Here is a 19,424-nt window from a genome sequence, read left to right on the forward strand (position 1 = left end):
AACCGCTGTCATTGACCGTGTTGTTCCGCGAGTCTCTGTTTACCGTGCCGCCACTTCAGCTGACTTATCCCCCTTCAGCATCTGAGCGAAATATCGCCATGCTGTTCAGTATAGAACCGGGCGGAAAAGCTTCGGATTTCATGAAAACCAGGAGAGGTATTGTCCCACTTAAGCCCTGTCGCTTCACGGGTTTTAGCGAAGTATTTTGTCAGCATTTTTACGCTTAGTGTGAGCATTTCTGATGGGGCAGTGATCGTATCTGCACTGCGATAAAAATCGTGGCAGCGAAGGATAACAGCCTCAAGATCGGTGTCAATGATGTTCAGGCCAATATTCAGTGGTGTGTCGGCTTTTGCACCCGTTTTGTCCAGGCATATCTTAAGGCAGTTCACGCCATTTTATGGTTACCACGGCTCCCATTGTTTGCCCTGAAGCAGGCTGAGTTGGATAAGTCGGTTGCCGGATACCTGTCACAAACTGAGGATTACCGGCCCCACCAGTGACACCTGGCGCAAGCAATACCGGGTTAGTGACTGAAACAACAGGAATTAGATCAATGGTGGAGACTAAATCAGGGCATTTGGTCATAATCAAAAACCTGTTACCAAATGCCCTTCTCGTCGCAATACCAGAGGATTAGCGCTCTACCGTGACCCGGTTAATAACCTGTTACTGCTGTCGTGGAGAAAACATGACCACTCCAGTCTTGCTTTTATCGGCCACTTGACAATTATTGCCATAGTTATAATAAACCCATCCATCAGAGGTCGCTTTAATTGATGGCGTTACGTTATGACATGGATTTAATAGTGATACATCCATATTCGCCGGGGCTATTAGTTTTTTCAGGTAACCGCGTTTGACATATCCTGGATATTTTTTTCCACTCATTATATCTCTGAGCGGTAGCTCGGCGTTAAAGGCTCTTTCAATGTATATCTCAGCTTCGGGATTATACAGTGGGGGTATGTGATTATAAAACGCAAGCGCAATATATGAAGGGACCGTATGGCTGCTTGAAAAATACTTTTCTTTTTTTTGCATAGTGAATATTACAATTTGGCTGACAATGGTTATCAATATTATTGTGGTTTTTAGTTTGTTGTTTTTTATGCTGAAGATAAACTCCACAAAAGCAAAAATCAATGGAATTGATACCCAGAACGCATATCTCATGACATTTTCTGCGCCGGAATTCCAATTTGTGGTTGTTAAACAAGGTATTACTGAAGCGGCGGAGATGATAGTGAAGAGTATTACATTTTTAGAACGTTCTTTTTTTATGCTAAAAAACGATGCAATGAAGCATATCGGAGAAAGAAGTAATACGACAGGGAAGAGTAATATCGCGCCCTGGTTTAAGTCGTAATACATTGATATGAATCTTGAAAATGTTATTAGCTCTGATTTTGAAGCGCCGATCGATGCTATAAGATTAGGCGTTGAAAAATGATATAAATAGAACATTGATGGTGCGAGGACTATCATCCCGCTAACTATTGCAAAGATTATGCTTCTGGTTATAAGTTTTTTGTTAATCAATAAGTCATTTAAAGATTTGATTTCATGTTCTTTTATGTCATTTATAAAAGCATAAATAAGAATGATTGCAGATATGATACCTAATGGCTGATACTGTAAAGATGCGAAGGCAAAAATAAGAGATGCCCAATATAATTGTTTTTGTTTTATCAGGCATAGTGAAATAACTAATAATGAAACAGTTATTGCTTCTGGGTGAGGCCATTTCAGGTATGCCAGCGTCACTTTTGACGAAAATAACAGTAAAATCAAAATCTTATACGAAAACTTATCTCTTAATAAAAATACAATGAAATACAACGAGATAATAAAAAACATCGTATTAGTTAAATAAAAAGCTGTGGTTGGTGATGCTGATATTGCATTCGAAATAAGTAGTGCAGGTATGTTGACCAGCGAGTAGAAGTAAAAATGATATGAGTATAGATTACCTTCATTACTATGAAAGTAACCTTTGTTTATCAATAGAGAAACTCCGCAGTCTTTATGTTGTTCACAATTCAGATAAAAGTCATTAAAATCATGTGATTTTCTCTTAAACGAATCTACCGTGTCCTTAATATCTTTTTCTTTAAGGTTGGATGATGCGTGATTCAATAATGATTGGCTCATTAAAATATATTCTCTTCCATCCCCATGTATCTTAGGACTGGAGGCTGTGGCTATATAGAATAATGCAGCGCACGATAGAATAAAAAATAGTAATTTGGGGGCCATAGACCTAAACATGCACACAATCCTATTTCAAGCTGATTAGTAGTATTCCAATAATTACAAAAGCGGCGCCAAGAATCATTTTTATTGTTATTGATTCGCCGAAAAACAGACCAAATAATAATACCTGTAAAATGGCAAATGAAACCATTACTGGATAGGCTTTTGAAACATCGATATCTTTTAATCCTAAACTATACAGTACAAATCCAGCGCCATAGAAAATTATGGCGGGAAATTTAATCAATACAGGATTTGTGGACAGGGCTAATATCCCAACTTTATCGGGATATTTCAGCAGCACGCTTGCAATAGCACTACATAATGCACTGAAAAATAAAGAAATATATCCAATCTGCAACATTTACACCCCCGTTGCAAAAGTAATTAATGCCAGCATGATAAGCCCCATTACCTGACTGGTTCTGTCTTTTATAGCGAATGCAACAGGGTCATCATGCATATTCCCACGCCACGTAATTAACCAAACTCTGGTAAGCCAAACGAATAAAATAGGTGCTATTAAATAAAGTGCGTTTGGGTTATCGTAGATCTGCATACTTGCATAGCTATCTATGTACAGAGTGAATACGAGAATTGATATATAGCCAGCAGACACCCCTGATGCTAATAATAATGGCATATCTGTTGGGTAATATCCACGACCTTTTATTTTCGCATCTGATTCAGCAGATTTAAGCTCAACAACTCTTTTTACGATAGCTAAACTAAAGAACATGAACATCGAGAAAGATATTAGCCAGTTAGACAGTTCTATACCTGTTGCCGTCGCCCCTGCAATAAGGCGCATCGAATACAGAATTGCCAGGGTAGCGACATCGATGACAACTTTTCTTTTAAGAGCAAAAGAATAAGCCAGGGTTATTACATAGTATAAAGCCAGGGCAAAGGCAAACTCTACAGGTAGAAATATGGAGATTGACACCGATGCGACAATTAACACAACCGCAGCAATGATGCCATGAATTAATGTAATATCGCCTGAAGCAATCGGTCTGTTTCTCTTTGTTTTGTGCTCTCTGTCCGCCTCAAGGTCAACAAGGTCGTTGAGTAGGTAAACGCTTGATGCACAAAAACAAAATGCTAAAACGGCAAGCGCAGTGCTAAGAAATAATGATGACTTATCTATTTCATGGGCGACTAATAACGGTACAAAAATAAGGAGGTTTTTAGCCCATTGATGGATTCGTATTTCTTTTATCCAGGCTTTTTCTATATTGGTGTTATTGTCTATTTTATGTAAAATTGGCGCTGAAACTTTGGCAAGTAATTTTTTAGGCAGGTCAACAACTATAGCTCCGGATGATTTATGCCATACTTTAATATCATCTGAAGAGTTTCCCGCGTAATCAAACGCCGAAGTAAAAGCCAAAATTTCGCCAGCTTTAACTGAGGAAGAAACATTCCTGGTTTTATCGCTGGCTATGACCCTGGAAAAAATACCTAAGTGATCTGCAACCGCTTTGGCTATTTTTATGTTCGCAGCAGTACATAGCCATAACTCTCTTCCCTGGGCGTGCTCCTCTCTAATTACGGAGAGTAACTCTTCATTATACGGAAGGGTTGCAACGTTCAGGGTCACCCGACTGGCTATCTCATCCTTAAGGACAGCTTTACCACGGAAGAGCCACAAAATGCACAGGAATACATAAAGCGGGTTTTTCTTTATCAGCAACAAGAATGATTCAACAAGCGTATCAGTTCGCACTAAAGTGCCATCAAGATCAACGCAAAGGGGTGTTTTCATGATTTTTGTAACAACTCATATTTTCAAGTGACAGGATTTTATCACTAAGTTCGCACTAAAGTGACATCAAGATCAGTAAAAGGTAGTTTTTCCGTAAATTGTGTAACAAATAGTATTTTTTAAGTGGCAGGAGTTTAGCACCAGAACGGATGTCGATCATCCTTGAAGTGAGATTGGGTATTGGCAGGTCGAAATGATGGGGTAACTCATTGACGGATATGCCGCGTAAAATACCTGGGGCTCATGATAATTTTGCCGCTGACAGGGCTGCATAATGCAAATTATGGTTGCGGAGGCTAATAGTCCGTGAGTAGCAGTCAATGCAGGTAACGTTGCTATTTTTAAGCCAGATATAACCCCTGGCTATCGATCCACTTAATGACCTGCGCCGGCAGCAGGTCAGCGCAGGAAAGGCCCGCGTGGCGACGTTGACGAATATCGCTTGCAGAGATTTCAACCAGCGGCGTATCGGCAAGAAAGACAGTGCCCGCCGGGGTGTTATGCAGGTGGGCGATATCTCGGGTTAAATGTGTGTCCAGCCAGTTTTGCAGCGCGGGCGTTTCCATCTGGTTCGCATAGCCGGGCCTTTTACACACCAGCAGATGGCAGTAATTCAGCAACTCCTGCCAGCGATGCCAGTGAGGCAGGCTGAGTAAAGAGTCCTGACCAATAATAAAACCCAGGGATTGCTCTGGCCCTTTTTCAGCCCGAATGTCTTCCAGCGTATCAATAGTCCATGACGGTATTGTCCGTGCCATTTCCCGACAGTCGAGCCTGAAAAGGGGGTTGCCTGCAATGGCAAGCGATACCATTTTGAGTCGCTGTTCCGGGGAAGCTTCGGGTTGAGGACGATGAGGAGGCACGTTATTGGGCAGCAGGATAATCTCTTTCACCCCAATCTGCGCGGCAAGCTCCTGGCCAACCGTCAGGTGACCGTTATGGATGGGATCAAAGGTTCCGCCAAACAGCGCCTGCAGTTCATGAGTCTCAGACATCGCAAAAGTTCTCTGGGAAAGAGGTCTGGCATAGCAGCAGGGACAGCGTCTCAAGCTCAGTCCAGACTGACTGACCGTAGTCCTGCTTCAGCGTCAGTTCGATGCGGGCCAGCAGGTGAATCGCCTGCGCCAGCCGTCCGGCAGAGAGACGCTGTAGCGCCTCGCTGTACAGTGGACGACGGTTTTGCCAGACACGATGCTGGTCAAACAGCGTTCTAAGCGGCGTGCTGGCCATCTGTCGTTGCAGGGTAAGCAGCGTCACCAGCTCTCTTTGCACCGTGCGCAGCAGAATTACCGGCTCGCCGTCTTCAGCCTCCATCTGGCGTAAAATATGCTGCGCGCGTTTGCTTTTGCCCGCCAGTAGCGCGTCAACCCAGTGGAAAGGGGTGAAGTGGGCGGCATCGTTCACCGCCTGTTCAACCCTTGGCAGCGTCAGCTTACCGTCTGGCCATAGCAGGGACAAACGTTCAAGCGCCTGCGATAACGCTAGCAGGTTTCCTTCGTAACAATAGCAGAGCAGCTGGATGGCGGCATCGTCGATGCTCAGCTTCAGGTTTTTTGCCCGGCTGACCACCCAGCGAGGCAACTGGGGCTGTTCAGGCGTCTGGCAGGGCACGACCACACCACTGGCGCTCAGCGCTTTAAACCAGGCGCTATTCTCCTGCGCTTTCGTCAGCTTTGCCGCGCGCAGGATAAGCAGAATATCAGCATGGAGCAGGGTGGAAAGGGTAACCAGTTGCCCGGAGATAGCGGCGTTGGGCCCATTTTCCGCCAGCGTCAAGGTCAGCGTCTGCCGGCTGGCGAACAGGCTTAGCGCCTGGCAGGTAGAAAACAGGGCGTCCCAGTCGGTATGGGCATCGATAACTACGCTGAAATGTTCGGTAAAGCCCTGCTGTTGAGCGGCAGCGCGCACGGCATCCTGCGATTCTTGTAGCAGAAGCGGTTCGTTGCCGGTCAGAATATAACAAGCGCGCAGCCCCTCATGGAGCTGCGCGCTTAATTGCTCAGGGTAGATCCTGATCATCTAGCCAGCGAGTTGTCGGGTAGTACTGAGCGCGGCGAAGTCTGATCGATCGCTTCCGGCGAGTTATCCAGCGTATTGATTGAGGCATCGCTTTCCGCAGCATGTACCGTCAGGAGCTTACGCACCAGCTGCTGAGCAGCCTGAGTACGCATCTCGCTGATGATGATATTCTGCTCTGAGTCCTTCGCCAGCGCCGCCAGCGGGTTGTCAAAGAATGAGCGATAGACGGTTGCGCTGATCGGATAGATGCCTCTATTCGGCACCAGCACCTGAGCACGCACCACCAGCATCATCGAGTACTCTGCGGTTTTGCCGTCCTGGAAAATCGATGCCGTATCGCGGCCCTGAGCCTCACCCAGCAGGCGCAGGGAAGGGACGTCTTTACGCAGGCCTGGGTTGTCCAGGATAGTGACGTTGTTAAGACGCAGCTCCTCACGAACGGTACGCGTTAGCGGGCCGTACGGATCGGAGGTATCGAGGATCATGGTTTTCAACTCTTTCGGCACCGCAGTGGTGCCACGCAGATGAAAACCGCAACCTGCGGTGATTAACACCGCAAGACCCAGCATCACAGATAAAATCGGATGTCGCACAATTCCTCCTGACATCAACCCACGACCAGGTTAAGCAGCTTGCCCGGTACGTAAATCACTTTACGAATGGTGACGCCATCAAGGTACTTGGCGACCAGATGCTCCTGCGCGGCACGAGCCTGAACCTGTTCCTGAGTGGCATCAGCCGGAACGGTAATTTTGCCACGTACTTTACCATTAACCTGCACCACCACCAGCAGAGAATCTTCCACCATTGCCTGCTCATCGGCCTGCGGCCACGGTGCGTTATCAACGTCGCCTTCGCCGCCCAGCGCCTGCCACAGCGAGAAGCAGGCATGTGGGGTGAACGGATAGAGCAGGCGGACCACCGACTGCAGCGCTTCCTGCATCAGGGCGCGATCCTGCTCGCTCTCCTGCGGAGCACGAGCCAGCTTGTTCATCAGCTCCATGATCGCCGCGATGGCGGTGTTGAAGGTCTGACGACGACCAATGTCATCGGAAACTTTAGCAATGGTTTTGTGCAGCTCGCGACGCAGCGACTTCTGCTCGTCGTTGAGGCTGGCAATATCCAGCGCCACGGTTGGACCTTTTTCGCTGTGTTCGTAGGCCAGTCTCCACACGCGCTTCAGGAAGCGGTTTGCTCCTTCAACGCCGGACTCCTGCCACTCCAGCGTCATCTCCGCCGGTGAGGCAAACATCATAAACAGGCGCACGGTATCGGCACCGTAACGCTCAACCATGATCTGCGGATCGATGCCGTTGTTTTTAGACTTCGACATCTTGCTCATACCGGCGTAAACCAGCTGGTGCCCGGCAGAATCGGTTGCATTGCTGATGCGGCCTTTTTCGTCGCGGTCGAAGGTTACGTCAACGGGAGAAACCCAGTTACGCTCGCCGCTTGCGCCCAGGTAATAGAAGGCATCGGCCAGCACCATACCCTGGCACAGCAAACGTTTTGCCGGTTCGTTAGAGGTCACCAGACCGGCATCACGCAGCAGCTTATGGAAGAAGCGGAAGTAGAGCAGATGCATGATGGCGTGTTCGATACCGCCTACGTACTGATCGACCGGCAGCCAGTAGTTAGCTGCGGCCGGGTCCAGCATACCCTTATCGAAGTCAGGGCAGGTATAGCGCGCGTAGTACCAGGAGGACTCCATAAAGGTGTCGAAGGTATCCGTTTCGCGCAGCGCAGGCTGGCCGTTAACCGTGGTTTTTGCCCACTCGGGATCGGCTTTAATCGGGCTGGTGATCCCATCCATGACCACGTCTTCCGGCAGAATTACCGGCAGCTGATCTTCCGGCGTTGGCATCACGGTGCCGTCTTCCAGCGTGACCATTGGGATTGGCGCGCCCCAGTAGCGCTGGCGGGAAACGCCCCAGTCGCGCAGGCGATAGTTCACCTTGCGTTCGCCTACGCCTTTAGCCGCCAGCTTGTCGGCGATGGCGTTGAAGCCCGCTTCATAAGTGAGACCGTCAAACTCGCCCGAGTTAAACAGGGTGCCTTTCTCGGTCATTGCCGCAGCGGACAGATCCGGCTCGCTGCCATCGGCGTTGAGGATAACCGGCTTAACGGTCAGATCGTATTTGGTTGCGAACTCCCAGTCGCGCTGATCGTGACCCGGAACGGCCATTACGGCACCGGTGCCATACTCCATCAGTACGAAGTTAGCGACCCACACCGGCAGCTTTTCGCCGGAGAGGGGATGCACGGCAAACATGCCGGTCGCCATGCCTTTTTTCTCCATCGTCGCCATTTCAGCTTCGGCGACTTTGGTATTGCGGCATTCGGCAATAAAATTGGCCAGCGCCGGATTGGCGGCCGCCGCCTGAGCGGCCAGCGGGTGGCCTGCCGCCACGGCCAGATAGGTCACGCCCATAAAGGTGTCCGGGCGGGTGGTATACACGCTCAGCTTCTCGCTGCTGTCAGCTACGTCAAAGGTGATTTCAACCCCTTCTGAACGTCCGATCCAGTTGCGCTGCATGGTTTTAACCTGCTCAGGCCAGCTTTCCAGCGTGTCCAGGTCATTTAACAGTTCGTCGGCATAATCGGTGATTTTGACAAACCACTGCGGGATCTCTTTGCGCTCGACTTTGGTATCGCAGCGCCAGCAGCAGCCGTCGATCACCTGCTCGTTCGCCAGCACGGTCTGGTCGTTCGGGCACCAGTTAACGGCTGAGGTTTTTTTATAAACCAGGCCTTTCTCGTACAGCCGGGTGAAGAACCACTGTTCCCAGCGGTAGTATTCCGGCTGGCAGGTAGCCAGCTCGCGGCTCCAGTCATAGCCAAAGCCCAGCAGCTTCAGCTGGTTCTTCATATAGGCGATGTTGTCGTAGGTCCACGGCGCGGGCGCCGTGTTGTTTTTTACCGCTGCGCCTTCAGCGGGCAGGCCGAACGCATCCCAGCCAATCGGCTGCAGAACGTTTTTGCCCAGCATACGCTGATAGCGGGAGATCACATCACCGATGGTGTAGTTACGCACATGGCCCATATGTAGGCGGCCAGAAGGATAGGGCAGCATGGAGAGGCAGTAGTACTTCTCTTTACCTTCCTCTTCGGTCACTTTGAACGTTTGCTTCTCGTCCCAGTGCTGTTGGACGTGGGATTCTATCTCTTCCGGGCGGTATTGCTCTTGCATGGCAGCCAGTGGTCCTTTGTAAACTTTATGAATTCGTTCAGATCCGCATAGCATAGCTGATCCAGCCCCGGCGCAACAACAGTAACCGGCCTGACAAACGGCATTTCTCTGTAAGCTGGAATCCAGCAGGCAATTTTGGGCGTTGCCACATTACAATAATGTGAATAGCACTAGAATTAAAACGTAACGTATTGGTTAGCTTTGGAGAAAAAATGAACAAGGTTGCTCAGTATTATCGGGAACTGGTCTCTTCGCTGACGGAGAGAATCAATCGGGGAGAGCATGATATTGATGCTCTGGTGGAGAGCGCCAGGCAGCGCCTGAACAACCGTGGAGAGCTGACCAGAAGCCAGATTGATGATGTTACGCGGGCGGTTCGCCGTGACCTGGAAGAGTTTGCGCGCAGCTATACCGAACATCAGGACGACAGCGGCGACAGCGTATTTATGCGCGTCATCAGGGAAAGCGTGTGGAAAGAGCTGGCTGATATCACCGATAAAAGCCAGCTGGAGTGGCGCGAGGTCTTTCAGGATCTCAATCATCACGGCGTGTATCAGAGCGGAGAAGTGGTGGGGCTGGGTAATCTGGTTTGCGAGCAGTGCCAGTTTACGCGCGCTATCTACACGCCCGAAACGCTGACGCGCTGCCCGGAGTGCGGTAACGATCAGTTCCAGCGGCAGCCTTTTGAACCATAAATGTCGGGGCGGAGAGTCCCGCCCCGGTGAAAAAATTAGTGCAGAATTTTGGCGAGGAAGTCTTTTGCCCGGTCGGACTGCGGATTATTGAAGAAGTCATCCTTGGCGGAGTCCTCCACAATCTTCCCTTCATCCATAAAGATCACCCGATTTGCCACTTTGCGGGCAAAGCCCATTTCATGGGTCACCACCATCATGGTCATCCCCTCATTGGCCAGCTCCACCATCACGTCCAGCACCTCGTTGATCATCTCCGGGTCCAGGGCGGAAGTCGGTTCGTCAAACAGCATGGCGATCGGGTCCATGCAGAGCGCACGAGCAATCGCCACGCGCTGCTGCTGGCCGCCGGAAAGCTGTCCGGGATGCTTATTGGCATGGGCGGCAAGACCGACGCGCTCCAGCAGCTTCAGGCCCTTCTGGCGCGCCTCTTCTTTATTGCGCTTCAGCACTTTTACCTGCGCCAGCGTCAGATTCTCAACGATCGTCAGATGGGGAAACAGCTCAAAGTGCTGGAACACCATGCCAACTTTAGAGCGCAGCTGGGCCAGGTTAGTGCCTTTGTCGTTAACCGTGGTGCCATTAACTTCAATTTTGCCTTCCTGAACCGGTTCGAGGCCGTTGACCGTTTTAATCAGCGTGGATTTACCGGAGCCAGACGGGCCGCAGACTACCACCACTTCGCCTTTTTTTACTTCGGTTGAGCAGTCGGTCAGTACCTGAAAGTGACCATACCACTTAGAAACGTTTTTCAGGGTAATCATTTAAACCGTCCTTTTTTTCTTTAAATAGCCGACCAACAGCGAAGCGCTAAGGCTGATAACGAAATAAACCGCACCGGCAAACAGCACCATTTCGATCTCGGTCCCATTGTTGATGCCGATAGTGTCTGCGGTTCTGAAGAAATCAGCGAGGCTGAGCACATACACCAGCGACGTATCCTGGAACAGCACGATACCCTGAGTCAGTAGCAGCGGCACCATGGCGCGGAACGCCTGCGGCAGGATAATCAGCTGCATGGACTGCCAGTGCGTCATGCCTAGCGCCAGCGCCGCGTTACCCTGGCCGCGAGCGATGCTCAAAATACCGGCACGGATGATTTCAGAGTAGTAGGCGGCCTCAAACAGCGAAAAAGCCACCATAGCTGAGATCAGGCGGATATCGGTTTTGGGGGACAGGCCAAGAACCTGCTGTAAAAAGCTGGGAACCACCAGATAGAACCACAGCAGCACCATCACCAGCGGCACGGAGCGAAACAGGTTGACGTACAGCCGGGCAAACCAGCTGAGGGGCTTAAAGTTCGACAGACGCATCACCGCCAGCAGAGTGCCCCAGATGATGCCAAACACGATGGCGGTGACGGTGATTTTCAGGGTAACAATCATCCCGTTCAGCAGGTAAGGCAGATTTGGAACAATGGTGCTCCAGTCAAATTCGTACATTATTTACCTCCCATGCCGCCGGGCAGGCGAACCTTACGTTCAACCAGGCTCATCAGCAGCATAATCACCACGTTGATGCCGACGTAGGCAACGGTAATCGCGGTGAATGATTCATAAGCGTGCGCCGAATAGTCCAGCAGCTTGCCCGCCTGCGCGGCCATGTCGACCAGACCAATCGTTGACGCGATGGCAGAGTTCTTTACCAGGTTCAGCATCTCGGAGGTCATCGGCGGCACAATCACGCGATAGGCGTTAGGTAACAGCACGTAGCGATAGGTTTGCGGCAGCGTCAGGCCCATCGCCAGTCCGGCGTTTTTCTGGCCTGAGGGCAGTGACTGGATCGCCGCGCGAACCTGTTCACAGACGCGAGCTGCGGTAAACAAACCAAGGCAGAGCACGGAGCAGATAAAGAACTGGATATTGGGGTCCAGTTCGGACTTGAACCACATGCCGACATTTTCCGGCAGCAGTTCCGGCACCACCAGATACCAGATAAAGAACTGCACAATCAGCGGAACGTTGCGAAATAACTCAACGTAGCAGGTGCCGAGGGAGGATAGCAGACGGCTGGGGACGGTACGCAAAATGCCGAAAAGCGAACCGACCAAAAGGGCGATAACCCACGCGCAAACTGAGACGGCAATGGTGACCTGAAAGCCGGACCACAGCCACCCCAGATAGGTGGTATTACCGAAAGGGGCTTCCTGCAGGAAAATACCCCAGTTCCAATCGATTGACATAAATAACTCCGGGAGAAAAAAAGGGTAGCGTAGCTACCCTGAAGATTGATGAAAGGCTCTGCCGTACGCAATGGGGAACGGCCACTTTGCACCTTCGTCTGACTACCCGGACTGTTTTGAACGGATTATTCAGGCTGTTGTCTGTCCAGCCCATTTTCAACAATCATAGGGCAGCCGCGGGCCGCCCTTATTTTCATTATTAGTTCAGTGCCTTGTCATTTGGCGTCTTGAACGTCGCTTTCATATCGTCAGACAGGGAGAAGTTCATATTGAGGTTCTTCGGTGGAATTGGCTGGCTGAACCATTTGGCAAACCACTTAGACGCCTCGCCAGAGGTCTGTGCCTGAGCAATAGTGCTGTCCAGCAGCTGTTTAAAGCCGGTGTCACCCTTGCGCAGCATACAGCCGTAGGCTTCTTTCGACTGAGGCGTCCCGACGATTTCCCAGTTGTCCGGCTTTTTGGCCTTCGCTCTTTCACCGGCCAGCAGCGCATCATCCATCATAAAGGCCACGGCGCGACCGCTTTCCAGCGTACGGAAGGAGTCACCGTGATCTTTAGCGCTGATAATACGCATATTCATTTTCTTCTCGTCGTTCAGCTTGTTCAGCAGAATTTCAGAGGTGGTCCCTGAAGTGACGACTACGGTTTTGCCTTTCAGGTCAGGGAAATCCTTAATGGGACTGCCTTTCTTAACCAGTAAACGGGTGCCGATAACAAAGATCGTATTGGAGAAGGCAGCCTGCTGCTGACGCTCCAGATTGTTGGTCGTTGAGCCGCACTCGAAATCATAAGTCCCGTTTTGCAGCAGCGGGATACGGTTTTGAGAGGTGATCGGCAGCATTTTGACCTGCAGATCCGGCTTGTTCAGTTTGGCCTTGATCGCTGCCACGATGGCATTGGAGTAATCCTGCGAGTAGCCGACAACTTTTTGCTGATTATCGTAGTAAGAAAAAGGAACAGAAGACTCACGATGCCCTACGACAATCACGCCATTTTTAGCAATTTTGTCGAGGGTAGGCGATTGTGCTGCATCTTCTGCATGGGCGATACCGGATGCAAGGCCAGCCAGTGCAAGACACAGCCCCAGTTTCCGTAATTTCATCTCCAACTCCTTCGTTGTGCGGCGTCATAAAATTGTGCCGATTGTGATGTTATGTTTATTTCCTGCTGCTTTTCTTTTTATCCCAGGGCGTAACCGCACCCTGAATAGCCATAACATAGCGGAATGTTAACGCGATGAAACAAGAAAGTTTCTTTTTTGCGAAGCGTGCCGCACCAAATAAAAGCATTGGTCGGAACAATGCTCCGCCCTGGGGCATTCATTGAGCCACAATGGTGCGTTTACGCTTATCCGCGGTAATATGCAGGCTCTTCAGCGATTTCGCCGTAAGGTTCTGCAAACATCGTGCCAAAATGTTTTTAATGAAACATTTCTCAGCATGATGTGCTTAGTAGCCGGAGGGAGACGCGGGTTCCAAAAAAAAACGCCGAACCGTTAAGGTTCAGCGTTTTGATGCTCGCAGCCGATTGTCGGTTAACGCCGGTTGCGCCAGCCGGTAACGACAGCCGCCAGGCCGAACAGCAGGGTAATAATCCACACCGGCCAGTTGCCAAAGCGGGCATACGGGGTCAGGCCCTGGGTCGGGATGATTTTGCTGGAAAGGACGCCAGGCTGGAACTGTGGGATCATCTCTTCGGCGTCGCCATCCGCATTAATCACCGCCGTGACCCCATTATTGGTATCCCGCAGCAGCGGTCTGCCTAGCTCCAGCGCGCGCATCCGCGCCATCTGGAAATGCTGCCAGGGCCCGATAGAGTGGCCGAACCAGGCATCGTTAGAGATCGTCAGCAGGAAGTCGGTATCCGGGCGGAAATTATCCCGGACCTGCTGCCCCAGCACAATCTCGTAGCAAATGGCCGCCGTCAGATTGTAACCGGCGGCTTTCAGCTGTGGCTGGACATAACTTCCCCGGCTGAAGGAGGACATCGGCAGGTCAAAGAAAGGGGCAAGAGGACGCAACAGCGTTTCCAGCGGCACAAACTCGCCAAACGGCACCAGATGGTTTTTCTGGTAACGATTCATACTGCTGTAGTCGTAGGGCTTATCTCCGCCAAGCACAATAATCGAGTTGTAGTCGTGATAGCGGTTGTGTTCAAGCCGTGAATCGACAATCCCGGTAATCAGGCTGCTGCCGCTGGCCCTTAACTCCTGGTCGACAGACTTGAGAAAAGGCTGCTGGTTTGACTCTAAATCGGGAATGGCGGACTCGGGCCAGATAATAATCTGCGCTTTGCCAACGTAAGGCCGACTGAGTGAGGTATAGGTTTTCAGCGTATTAATGAGCTGGTCGGCTTCCCACTTCATCGACTGCGGAATATTACCCTGCACCAGCGCCACGTCAACTTCGCGCTCGGGCATTGGCTGAGTCCAGCTAATCTGACGCAGCGGCCACGGCAGCAGCAGCAGGGCAAGGGCGATGACGCCGGCAATCCACTGGCGTTTCACCGCTGCGAAGACAGCCAGGCCAGCCACGATGGTCAGCACGAAGGTAATGCCTTCAACGCCAACCATCGGCCCCAGTCCTTTCAACGGGCCGTCAATCTGGCTGTAGCCAAACTGTAGCCACGGGAACCCCGTCAGGACCCACCCGCGCAGGAATTCGGTGATTTGCCAAAGCACGGGCGCCGCGACAACAAGCCGCAGCAGCGAGGTTTTGGGAAACAGCCGATTAAGCAGGGCGGCAAACAGCAGAGTAAAGAGAGAAAGCCAGGCGGCCAGCAACACCACCAGCATCACGTTTACCGGTCCCGGCATACCGCCAAAGGTGGCAATGCTAACATAGACCCAGTTAACGCCGCTGCCGAACAGCCCCATGCCCCAGACGAAGCCAATGGCGGTAGCCTGGCGAGTGTAGCGTTCAAGGGTCAGAGCCAGCAGACCGGCCAGTGAAATCAGCGCGGCTGGCCAGAAATCGTAGGGCGAAAACGAAAGGGTGCCAAGGGCACCCGTTATCAGCGCTAAAAGCAGGCGAACCCGCTGACGCTGGTACAGTGAGGCGATAGCCATATGAAAATTATTCTTCCAGTATCGGTTGCGGCGAGTTTTCCGGGATTCTGACGTGGACCTGGATGATCCGACGGCTGTCGGCCATAGCGACCTTAAACTGATAACCTTCGATCTCAATGCTCTCTCCGCGAGCGGGCAGATGGCCGAATGCCTGCATCACCAGACCGCCGATGGTGTCGACCTCTTCATCACTGAAGCTGGTTTCAAACACCTCGTTGAAATCTTCAATCGGGGTAAGGGCCCGGATGGTATAGGTATGGCGGCTCAGCTGACGAATATCGCGATCCTCTTCATCATCATATTCATCTTCGATTTCACCGACGATCAGTTCCAGGATATCTTCGATGGTGACCAGGCCGGAAACACCACCGAATTCGTCAATCACAATAGCCATGTGATAGCGCTGGGAGCGAAACTCTTTCAGCATACGGTCAACGCGCTTGCTTTCCGGCACCACGACGGCCTGGCGCAGCACTTTTTCCATGCTGAAGGGAGACGATCCGCTGCTCATAAACGGCAGCAGATCTTTCGCCATCAGAATGCCTTCAACATGATCTTTATCTTCGCTGATCACCGGATAGCGGGAATGGGCTGACTCCACGATCACGTCCAGGCACTCTTCCAGCGGCTGGTTTCGCTTCAGCGTAATCATCTGCGAGCGGGGGATCATGATGTCACGCACGCGCTGCTCGGCGATATCCATCACGCCTTCCAGCATATCGCGGGTATCCGGGTCGATCAGATCGTTCTGTTCTGAATCGCGGATCAGTTCCAGCAGGTCTTCGCGGTTTTTAGGCTCACCGTGAAACAGCTGGTTGAGGATAAGGGTGAAAAATCCCTTTTTACTACTGGGACTGTCATTATTCTGTGAATGGTCATCGCTCATGGCGTTTTGGTTTGGTCACTCTTGTCGTGGGTCGGGATATCCCTGCCTGCCAGCTGCGCAGGCCAGGAACACTGTCAGGCGATTAGCCTGCTTACGGTAACTCTTTCTCCGAAATGTACGGATCGTCATAACCAAGAGCAAGCATTATCTCGGTCTCAATCGATTCCATCTCTTCGGCTTCGTCGTCTTCTATATGGTCGTAGCCCAGCAGATGGAGACTGCCATGCACCACCATATGCGCCCAATGGGCCAGCAACGGCTTCTCCTGCGCGGCGGCTTCTTCTTCCACCACCTGGCGACAGATAATCAGGTCACCCAGCAGCGGAAGCTCGATGCCCGGCGGGGCTTCGAACGGGAAAGAGAGCACGTTGGTCGGCTTATCTTTCCCGCGATAGGTGTGGTTCAGCTCATGGCTTTCGGCCTGGTCAACCACACGAATGGTGACTTCACTCTCTGGCTGGAACTGGAGCAATACGGCTTCCAGCCAGCGGTGAAAATCAGATTCTGCCGGCAGGCCTTCGGTCTTTTCGCAGGCTAGCTGTAAATCAAGAATGACGCTGCTCATTTTGGCTCCTGCGTAGCCTGTTGCAGGGCTAACGCTTCTCGTTTTCGCTCTTCGGCCTGCGCGTCGCGCCGCTTTTGATCGGCGGCTTCCCAGGCTTCATAGGCGATAACCACTCGGGCTACCACCGGATGGCGCACCACGTCTTCGCTGTGGAAGAAGTTGAAGCTGATCTCTTCCACCCCGGACAGCACCTCAATAGCATGACGCAGGCCAGATTTGAGGTTGCGCGGCAGGTCGATCTGCGTGACGTCGCCGGTAATGACCGCCTTGGAGTTGAAGCCAATGCGGGTCAGGAACATCTTCATCTGTTCGATGGTGGTGTTCTGGCTTTCATCAAGAATAATAAACGCATCGTTCAGCGTACGGCCGCGCATGTAGGCCAGCGGAGCCACTTCGATGACGTTACGTTCAATCAGTTTTTCCACGCGCTCAAAGCCCAGCATTTCAAACAGGGCGTCGTAAAGCGGGCGCAGATAGGGATCGACTTTCTGGCTCAGATCGCCGGGCAGGAAGCCAAGCTTTTCACCTGCCTCCACCGCTGGCCGCGTCAGCAGGATGCGGCGCACTTCCTGACGCTCAAGCGCATCGACGGCGGCGGCAACCGCCAGATAGGTTTTCCCCGTCCCGGCCGGGCCCACGCCAAAGGTGATGTCGTGGCCGAGAATGTTGGCCACGTACTGCGCCTGATTTGGCGTACGCGGTTTAATCACGCCGCGTTTGGTTTTGATGTTCACCACTTTGCCGAACTCCGGCACGCTGTCGGCGCTCTGCTCCAGCACGCGGCTCTCTTTAATGGCCAGGTGGATTTGCTCAGGATCGATATCCGGGATATGCCCGCGCACTGGAGCGGTGTCCACATACAGATCGCGCAGGATAGCTGCGGCCGCATCGACGATTAGCGCTTTACCCACCAACTTAAAGGCATTGTCACGGCGGTTGATCTCAATCCCCAGACGACGCTCCAACTGCTTGATGTTGTCATCAAAGGGACCGCACAGGCTCAGCAGACGAGTGTTGTCCATGGGCTCTAACGTAATTTCGCGTGTTTCAATATTCAAACGAATCCTTTGGGTCGCTCAGGGCCAGTTGTGGATGGCAATTCATCGGCTGTCAGCGCCTTTGCGCGGCGGGCCATAACGAAATTATTTATGGCGTAGCCGAAAGGCGCAAGCACTGAAAAAGATATTTGGGCGCTGCCTGCTGAAAGCAAGGGTAAGGCGATGATTTGATACGGCGAACCTGCGAGGCTCGCCGCATTTCTTCGGGGGATCAAGGCTGGAAGAGACCTACGCCCAGCTCATTTTCTTTGCGGGTGCGGGCAATCACGGCCGAAGGGGCTTCCGTTGAACGTAGCGCCATCGCCTCTTCCTTGCGCACCACCACGCCGCGCAGGGAGTTGGTATTGACCTCGACAATTTCTACATCGACAAATTTACCGATGATATCCGGCGTCCCTTCAAAGTTAACCACGCGGTTACACTCGGTCCGTCCGGCAAGTTCCATCACGTTTTTGCGGGAAACCCTTTCAACCAGAATTCGCTGGACGGTGCCCACCTTGCGGCGGCTCCAGCTCATGGCCTGCTGATGGATACGATCCTGCAAGATCCACAGGCGCTGCTTTTTCTCTTCTTCACTGACGTCATCAGGCAGGTCTGCCGCCGGGGTTCCCGGGCGGGCGGAGTAAATAAAGCTATAGCTGGTATCAAAGTTCACTTCGCCAATCAGCTTCATTGTCTGCTCGAAGTCCTGCTGCGTCTCGCCAGGGAAACCAATAATAAAGTCGGAGCTGATCTGAATATCAGGACGCGCCGCCCGCAGCTTGCGAATAATCGATTTGTACTCAAGGGCGGTATGGGAGCGCTTCATCAGGGTCAGGATCCGATCGGAACCGCTCTGCACCGGCAGGTGCAGGAAGCTCACCAGCTCCGGCGTATCGCGATAGACGTCAATAATGTCGTCGGTAAACTCAATCGGATGGCTGGTGGTAAAGCGAATACGGTCAATGCCGTCGATAGCGGCGACCAGGCGCAGCAGGTCGGCGAATGAACAGATCTCGCCATCGAAAGTCTCTCCACGATAGGCATTTACGTTCTGACCAAGCAGGTTGACCTCGCGCACGCCCTGGGACGCCAGTTGGGCGATCTCGAACAGGATATCGTCACTCGGGCGGCTGACTTCTTCGCCGCGCGTGTAGGGCACCACGCAGAACGTGCAGTACTTATTACATCCTTCCATGATCGAAACAAAGGCTGACGGACCTTCAGCGCGCGGCTCCGGCAGGCGATCGAACTTCTCAATTTCAGGGAAGCTGATATCGACCACCGGACTTTTCGTGCCGCGAACGGTGTTGATCATTTCAGGCAGGCGATGCAGCGTTTGCGGGCCGAAAACAATATCGACGCAGGGCGCGCGCTGGCGAATAAGATCGCCTTCCTGCGAGGCGACGCAGCCGCCTACGCCGATCACCAGGTCGGGATTCTTCTCTTTCAACAGTTTCCAACGGCCAAGCTGGTGGAAAACTTTTTCCTGCGCCTTTTCACGAATGGAACAGGTGTTGAGCAGCAGCACGTCGGCTTCTTCGGCACTCTCCGTCAAAGTATAGCCATGCGTACTGTTCAACAGGTCTGCCATTTTGGATGAGTCATACTCATTCATCTGACAGCCCCAGGTTTTGATAAGAAGTTTTTTTGTCATCTGCTTGTAACCGCTAATTGGCCCACAAAAATCCGGTACACTAAGGGTAACAGAATTGACCCTGGAAAGGGTAGGTATAGGGTGCAAGGATGCCCATGAAAACAG

At 51.7% G+C, this 19,424-nt stretch carries 18 protein-coding genes; 1 reads left to right on the forward strand and 17 read right to left on the reverse strand.

Annotation, left to right across the window (positions count from 1 at the left end):
• Nucleotides 1-74: 74 nt before the first annotated feature.
• The 8 genes from NG99_RS29345 to leuS form a co-directional block, all read right to left on the reverse strand.
• The gene (locus NG99_RS29345; RefSeq protein ID WP_157032652.1) at nt 75-392 is read right to left on the reverse strand and encodes a site-specific integrase; all 318 of its coding nucleotides are present in this window, start codon (nt 390-392) and stop codon (nt 75-77) included.
• Nucleotides 393-669: 277 nt separating this feature from the next.
• The gene (locus NG99_RS29350) at nt 670-2,154 is read right to left on the reverse strand and encodes a hypothetical protein (protein ID WP_157032653.1); all 1,485 of its coding nucleotides are present in this window, start codon (nt 2,152-2,154) and stop codon (nt 670-672) included.
• 127 nt (nt 2,155-2,281) lie between these two features.
• A complete protein-coding gene (locus NG99_RS18405; protein WP_052130774.1) occupies nt 2,282-2,620 on the reverse strand; it encodes a DMT family transporter in 339 nt (112 codons plus the stop codon).
• Nucleotides 2,621-4,024 (reverse strand): UbiA family prenyltransferase, encoded by a 1,404-nt coding sequence (locus NG99_RS18410; RefSeq protein WP_034896090.1) that lies wholly within the window; start codon nt 4,022-4,024, stop codon nt 2,621-2,623. It abuts the gene before it with no gap.
• 341 nt (nt 4,025-4,365) lie between these two features.
• Nucleotides 4,366-5,019, reverse strand: a complete 654-nt coding sequence (nadD, locus tag NG99_RS18415; RefSeq protein ID WP_034896092.1) for a nicotinate-nucleotide adenylyltransferase — start codon at nt 5,017-5,019, stop codon at nt 4,366-4,368.
• Nucleotides 5,012-6,043 (reverse strand): DNA polymerase III subunit delta, encoded by a 1,032-nt coding sequence (holA, locus tag NG99_RS18420; protein WP_034896094.1) that lies wholly within the window; start codon nt 6,041-6,043, stop codon nt 5,012-5,014. The genes nadD and holA overlap by 8 nt, the downstream gene beginning before the upstream one ends.
• Nucleotides 6,040-6,636 (reverse strand): LPS assembly lipoprotein LptE, encoded by a 597-nt coding sequence (gene lptE / locus NG99_RS18425; protein WP_034896096.1) that lies wholly within the window; start codon nt 6,634-6,636, stop codon nt 6,040-6,042. Before lptE ends, holA begins: the two co-directional genes overlap by 4 nt.
• 14 nt (nt 6,637-6,650) lie before the next feature.
• Nucleotides 6,651-9,233, reverse strand: coding sequence for a leucine--tRNA ligase (gene leuS, locus NG99_RS18430; protein ID WP_034896098.1), 2,583 nt, complete (start codon nt 9,231-9,233; stop codon nt 6,651-6,653).
• 212 nt (nt 9,234-9,445) lie between these two features.
• On the opposite strand from leuS, the gene NG99_RS18435 reads away from it, so the two are divergent.
• Entirely contained in the window at nt 9,446-9,928 is a 483-nt protein-coding gene (locus tag NG99_RS18435; RefSeq protein WP_034896099.1) for a zinc ribbon-containing protein, read from the forward strand.
• A 35-nt stretch (nt 9,929-9,963) separates the two neighbouring features.
• Here the strand turns inward: NG99_RS18435 and NG99_RS29355 are convergent, their stop codons facing one another.
• From NG99_RS29355 to miaB, 9 genes are all read right to left on the reverse strand, one after another.
• Complete coding sequence (locus NG99_RS29355) at nt 9,964-10,689, reverse strand: amino acid ABC transporter ATP-binding protein (RefSeq protein ID WP_034896101.1); 726 nt, start codon at nt 10,687-10,689, stop codon at nt 9,964-9,966.
• Nucleotides 10,690-11,367 (reverse strand): glutamate/aspartate ABC transporter permease GltK, encoded by a 678-nt coding sequence (gene gltK, locus NG99_RS29360; RefSeq protein WP_034896102.1) that lies wholly within the window; start codon nt 11,365-11,367, stop codon nt 10,690-10,692.
• Nucleotides 11,367-12,107 carry an amino acid ABC transporter permease gene (locus tag NG99_RS18450; RefSeq protein WP_034896104.1) on the reverse strand — a complete coding sequence of 247 codons (741 nt, stop codon included), beginning with the start codon at nt 12,105-12,107 and terminating at the stop codon, nt 11,367-11,369. The genes gltK and NG99_RS18450 overlap by 1 nt, the downstream gene beginning before the upstream one ends.
• 199 nt (nt 12,108-12,306) lie before the next feature.
• The gene (locus tag NG99_RS18455; protein WP_034896105.1) at nt 12,307-13,209 is read right to left on the reverse strand and encodes an amino acid ABC transporter substrate-binding protein; all 903 of its coding nucleotides are present in this window, start codon (nt 13,207-13,209) and stop codon (nt 12,307-12,309) included.
• Nucleotides 13,210-13,641: 432 nt separating this feature from the next.
• Nucleotides 13,642-15,174 (reverse strand): apolipoprotein N-acyltransferase, encoded by a 1,533-nt coding sequence (lnt, locus tag NG99_RS18460; protein WP_034896108.1) that lies wholly within the window; start codon nt 15,172-15,174, stop codon nt 13,642-13,644.
• A gap of 7 nt (nt 15,175-15,181) precedes the next feature.
• A complete protein-coding gene (gene corC, locus NG99_RS18465) occupies nt 15,182-16,060 on the reverse strand; it encodes a CNNM family magnesium/cobalt transport protein CorC (protein WP_034896110.1) in 879 nt (292 codons plus the stop codon).
• A gap of 91 nt (nt 16,061-16,151) precedes the next feature.
• The gene (gene ybeY, locus NG99_RS18470; protein WP_034896112.1) at nt 16,152-16,625 is read right to left on the reverse strand and encodes an rRNA maturation RNase YbeY; all 474 of its coding nucleotides are present in this window, start codon (nt 16,623-16,625) and stop codon (nt 16,152-16,154) included.
• A complete protein-coding gene (locus NG99_RS18475; RefSeq protein WP_034896114.1) occupies nt 16,622-17,683 on the reverse strand; it encodes a PhoH family protein in 1,062 nt (353 codons plus the stop codon). The genes ybeY and NG99_RS18475 overlap by 4 nt, the downstream gene beginning before the upstream one ends.
• Before the next feature lie 211 nt (nt 17,684-17,894).
• Entirely contained in the window at nt 17,895-19,319 is a 1,425-nt protein-coding gene (miaB, locus tag NG99_RS18480) for a tRNA (N6-isopentenyl adenosine(37)-C2)-methylthiotransferase MiaB (protein WP_034896116.1), read from the reverse strand.
• Between the last annotated feature and the right edge of the window lie 105 nt (nt 19,320-19,424).

The sequence above is a fragment of the Erwinia typographi genome (assembly GCF_000773975.1).
Classification (GTDB): domain Bacteria; phylum Pseudomonadota; class Gammaproteobacteria; order Enterobacterales; family Enterobacteriaceae; genus Erwinia; species Erwinia typographi.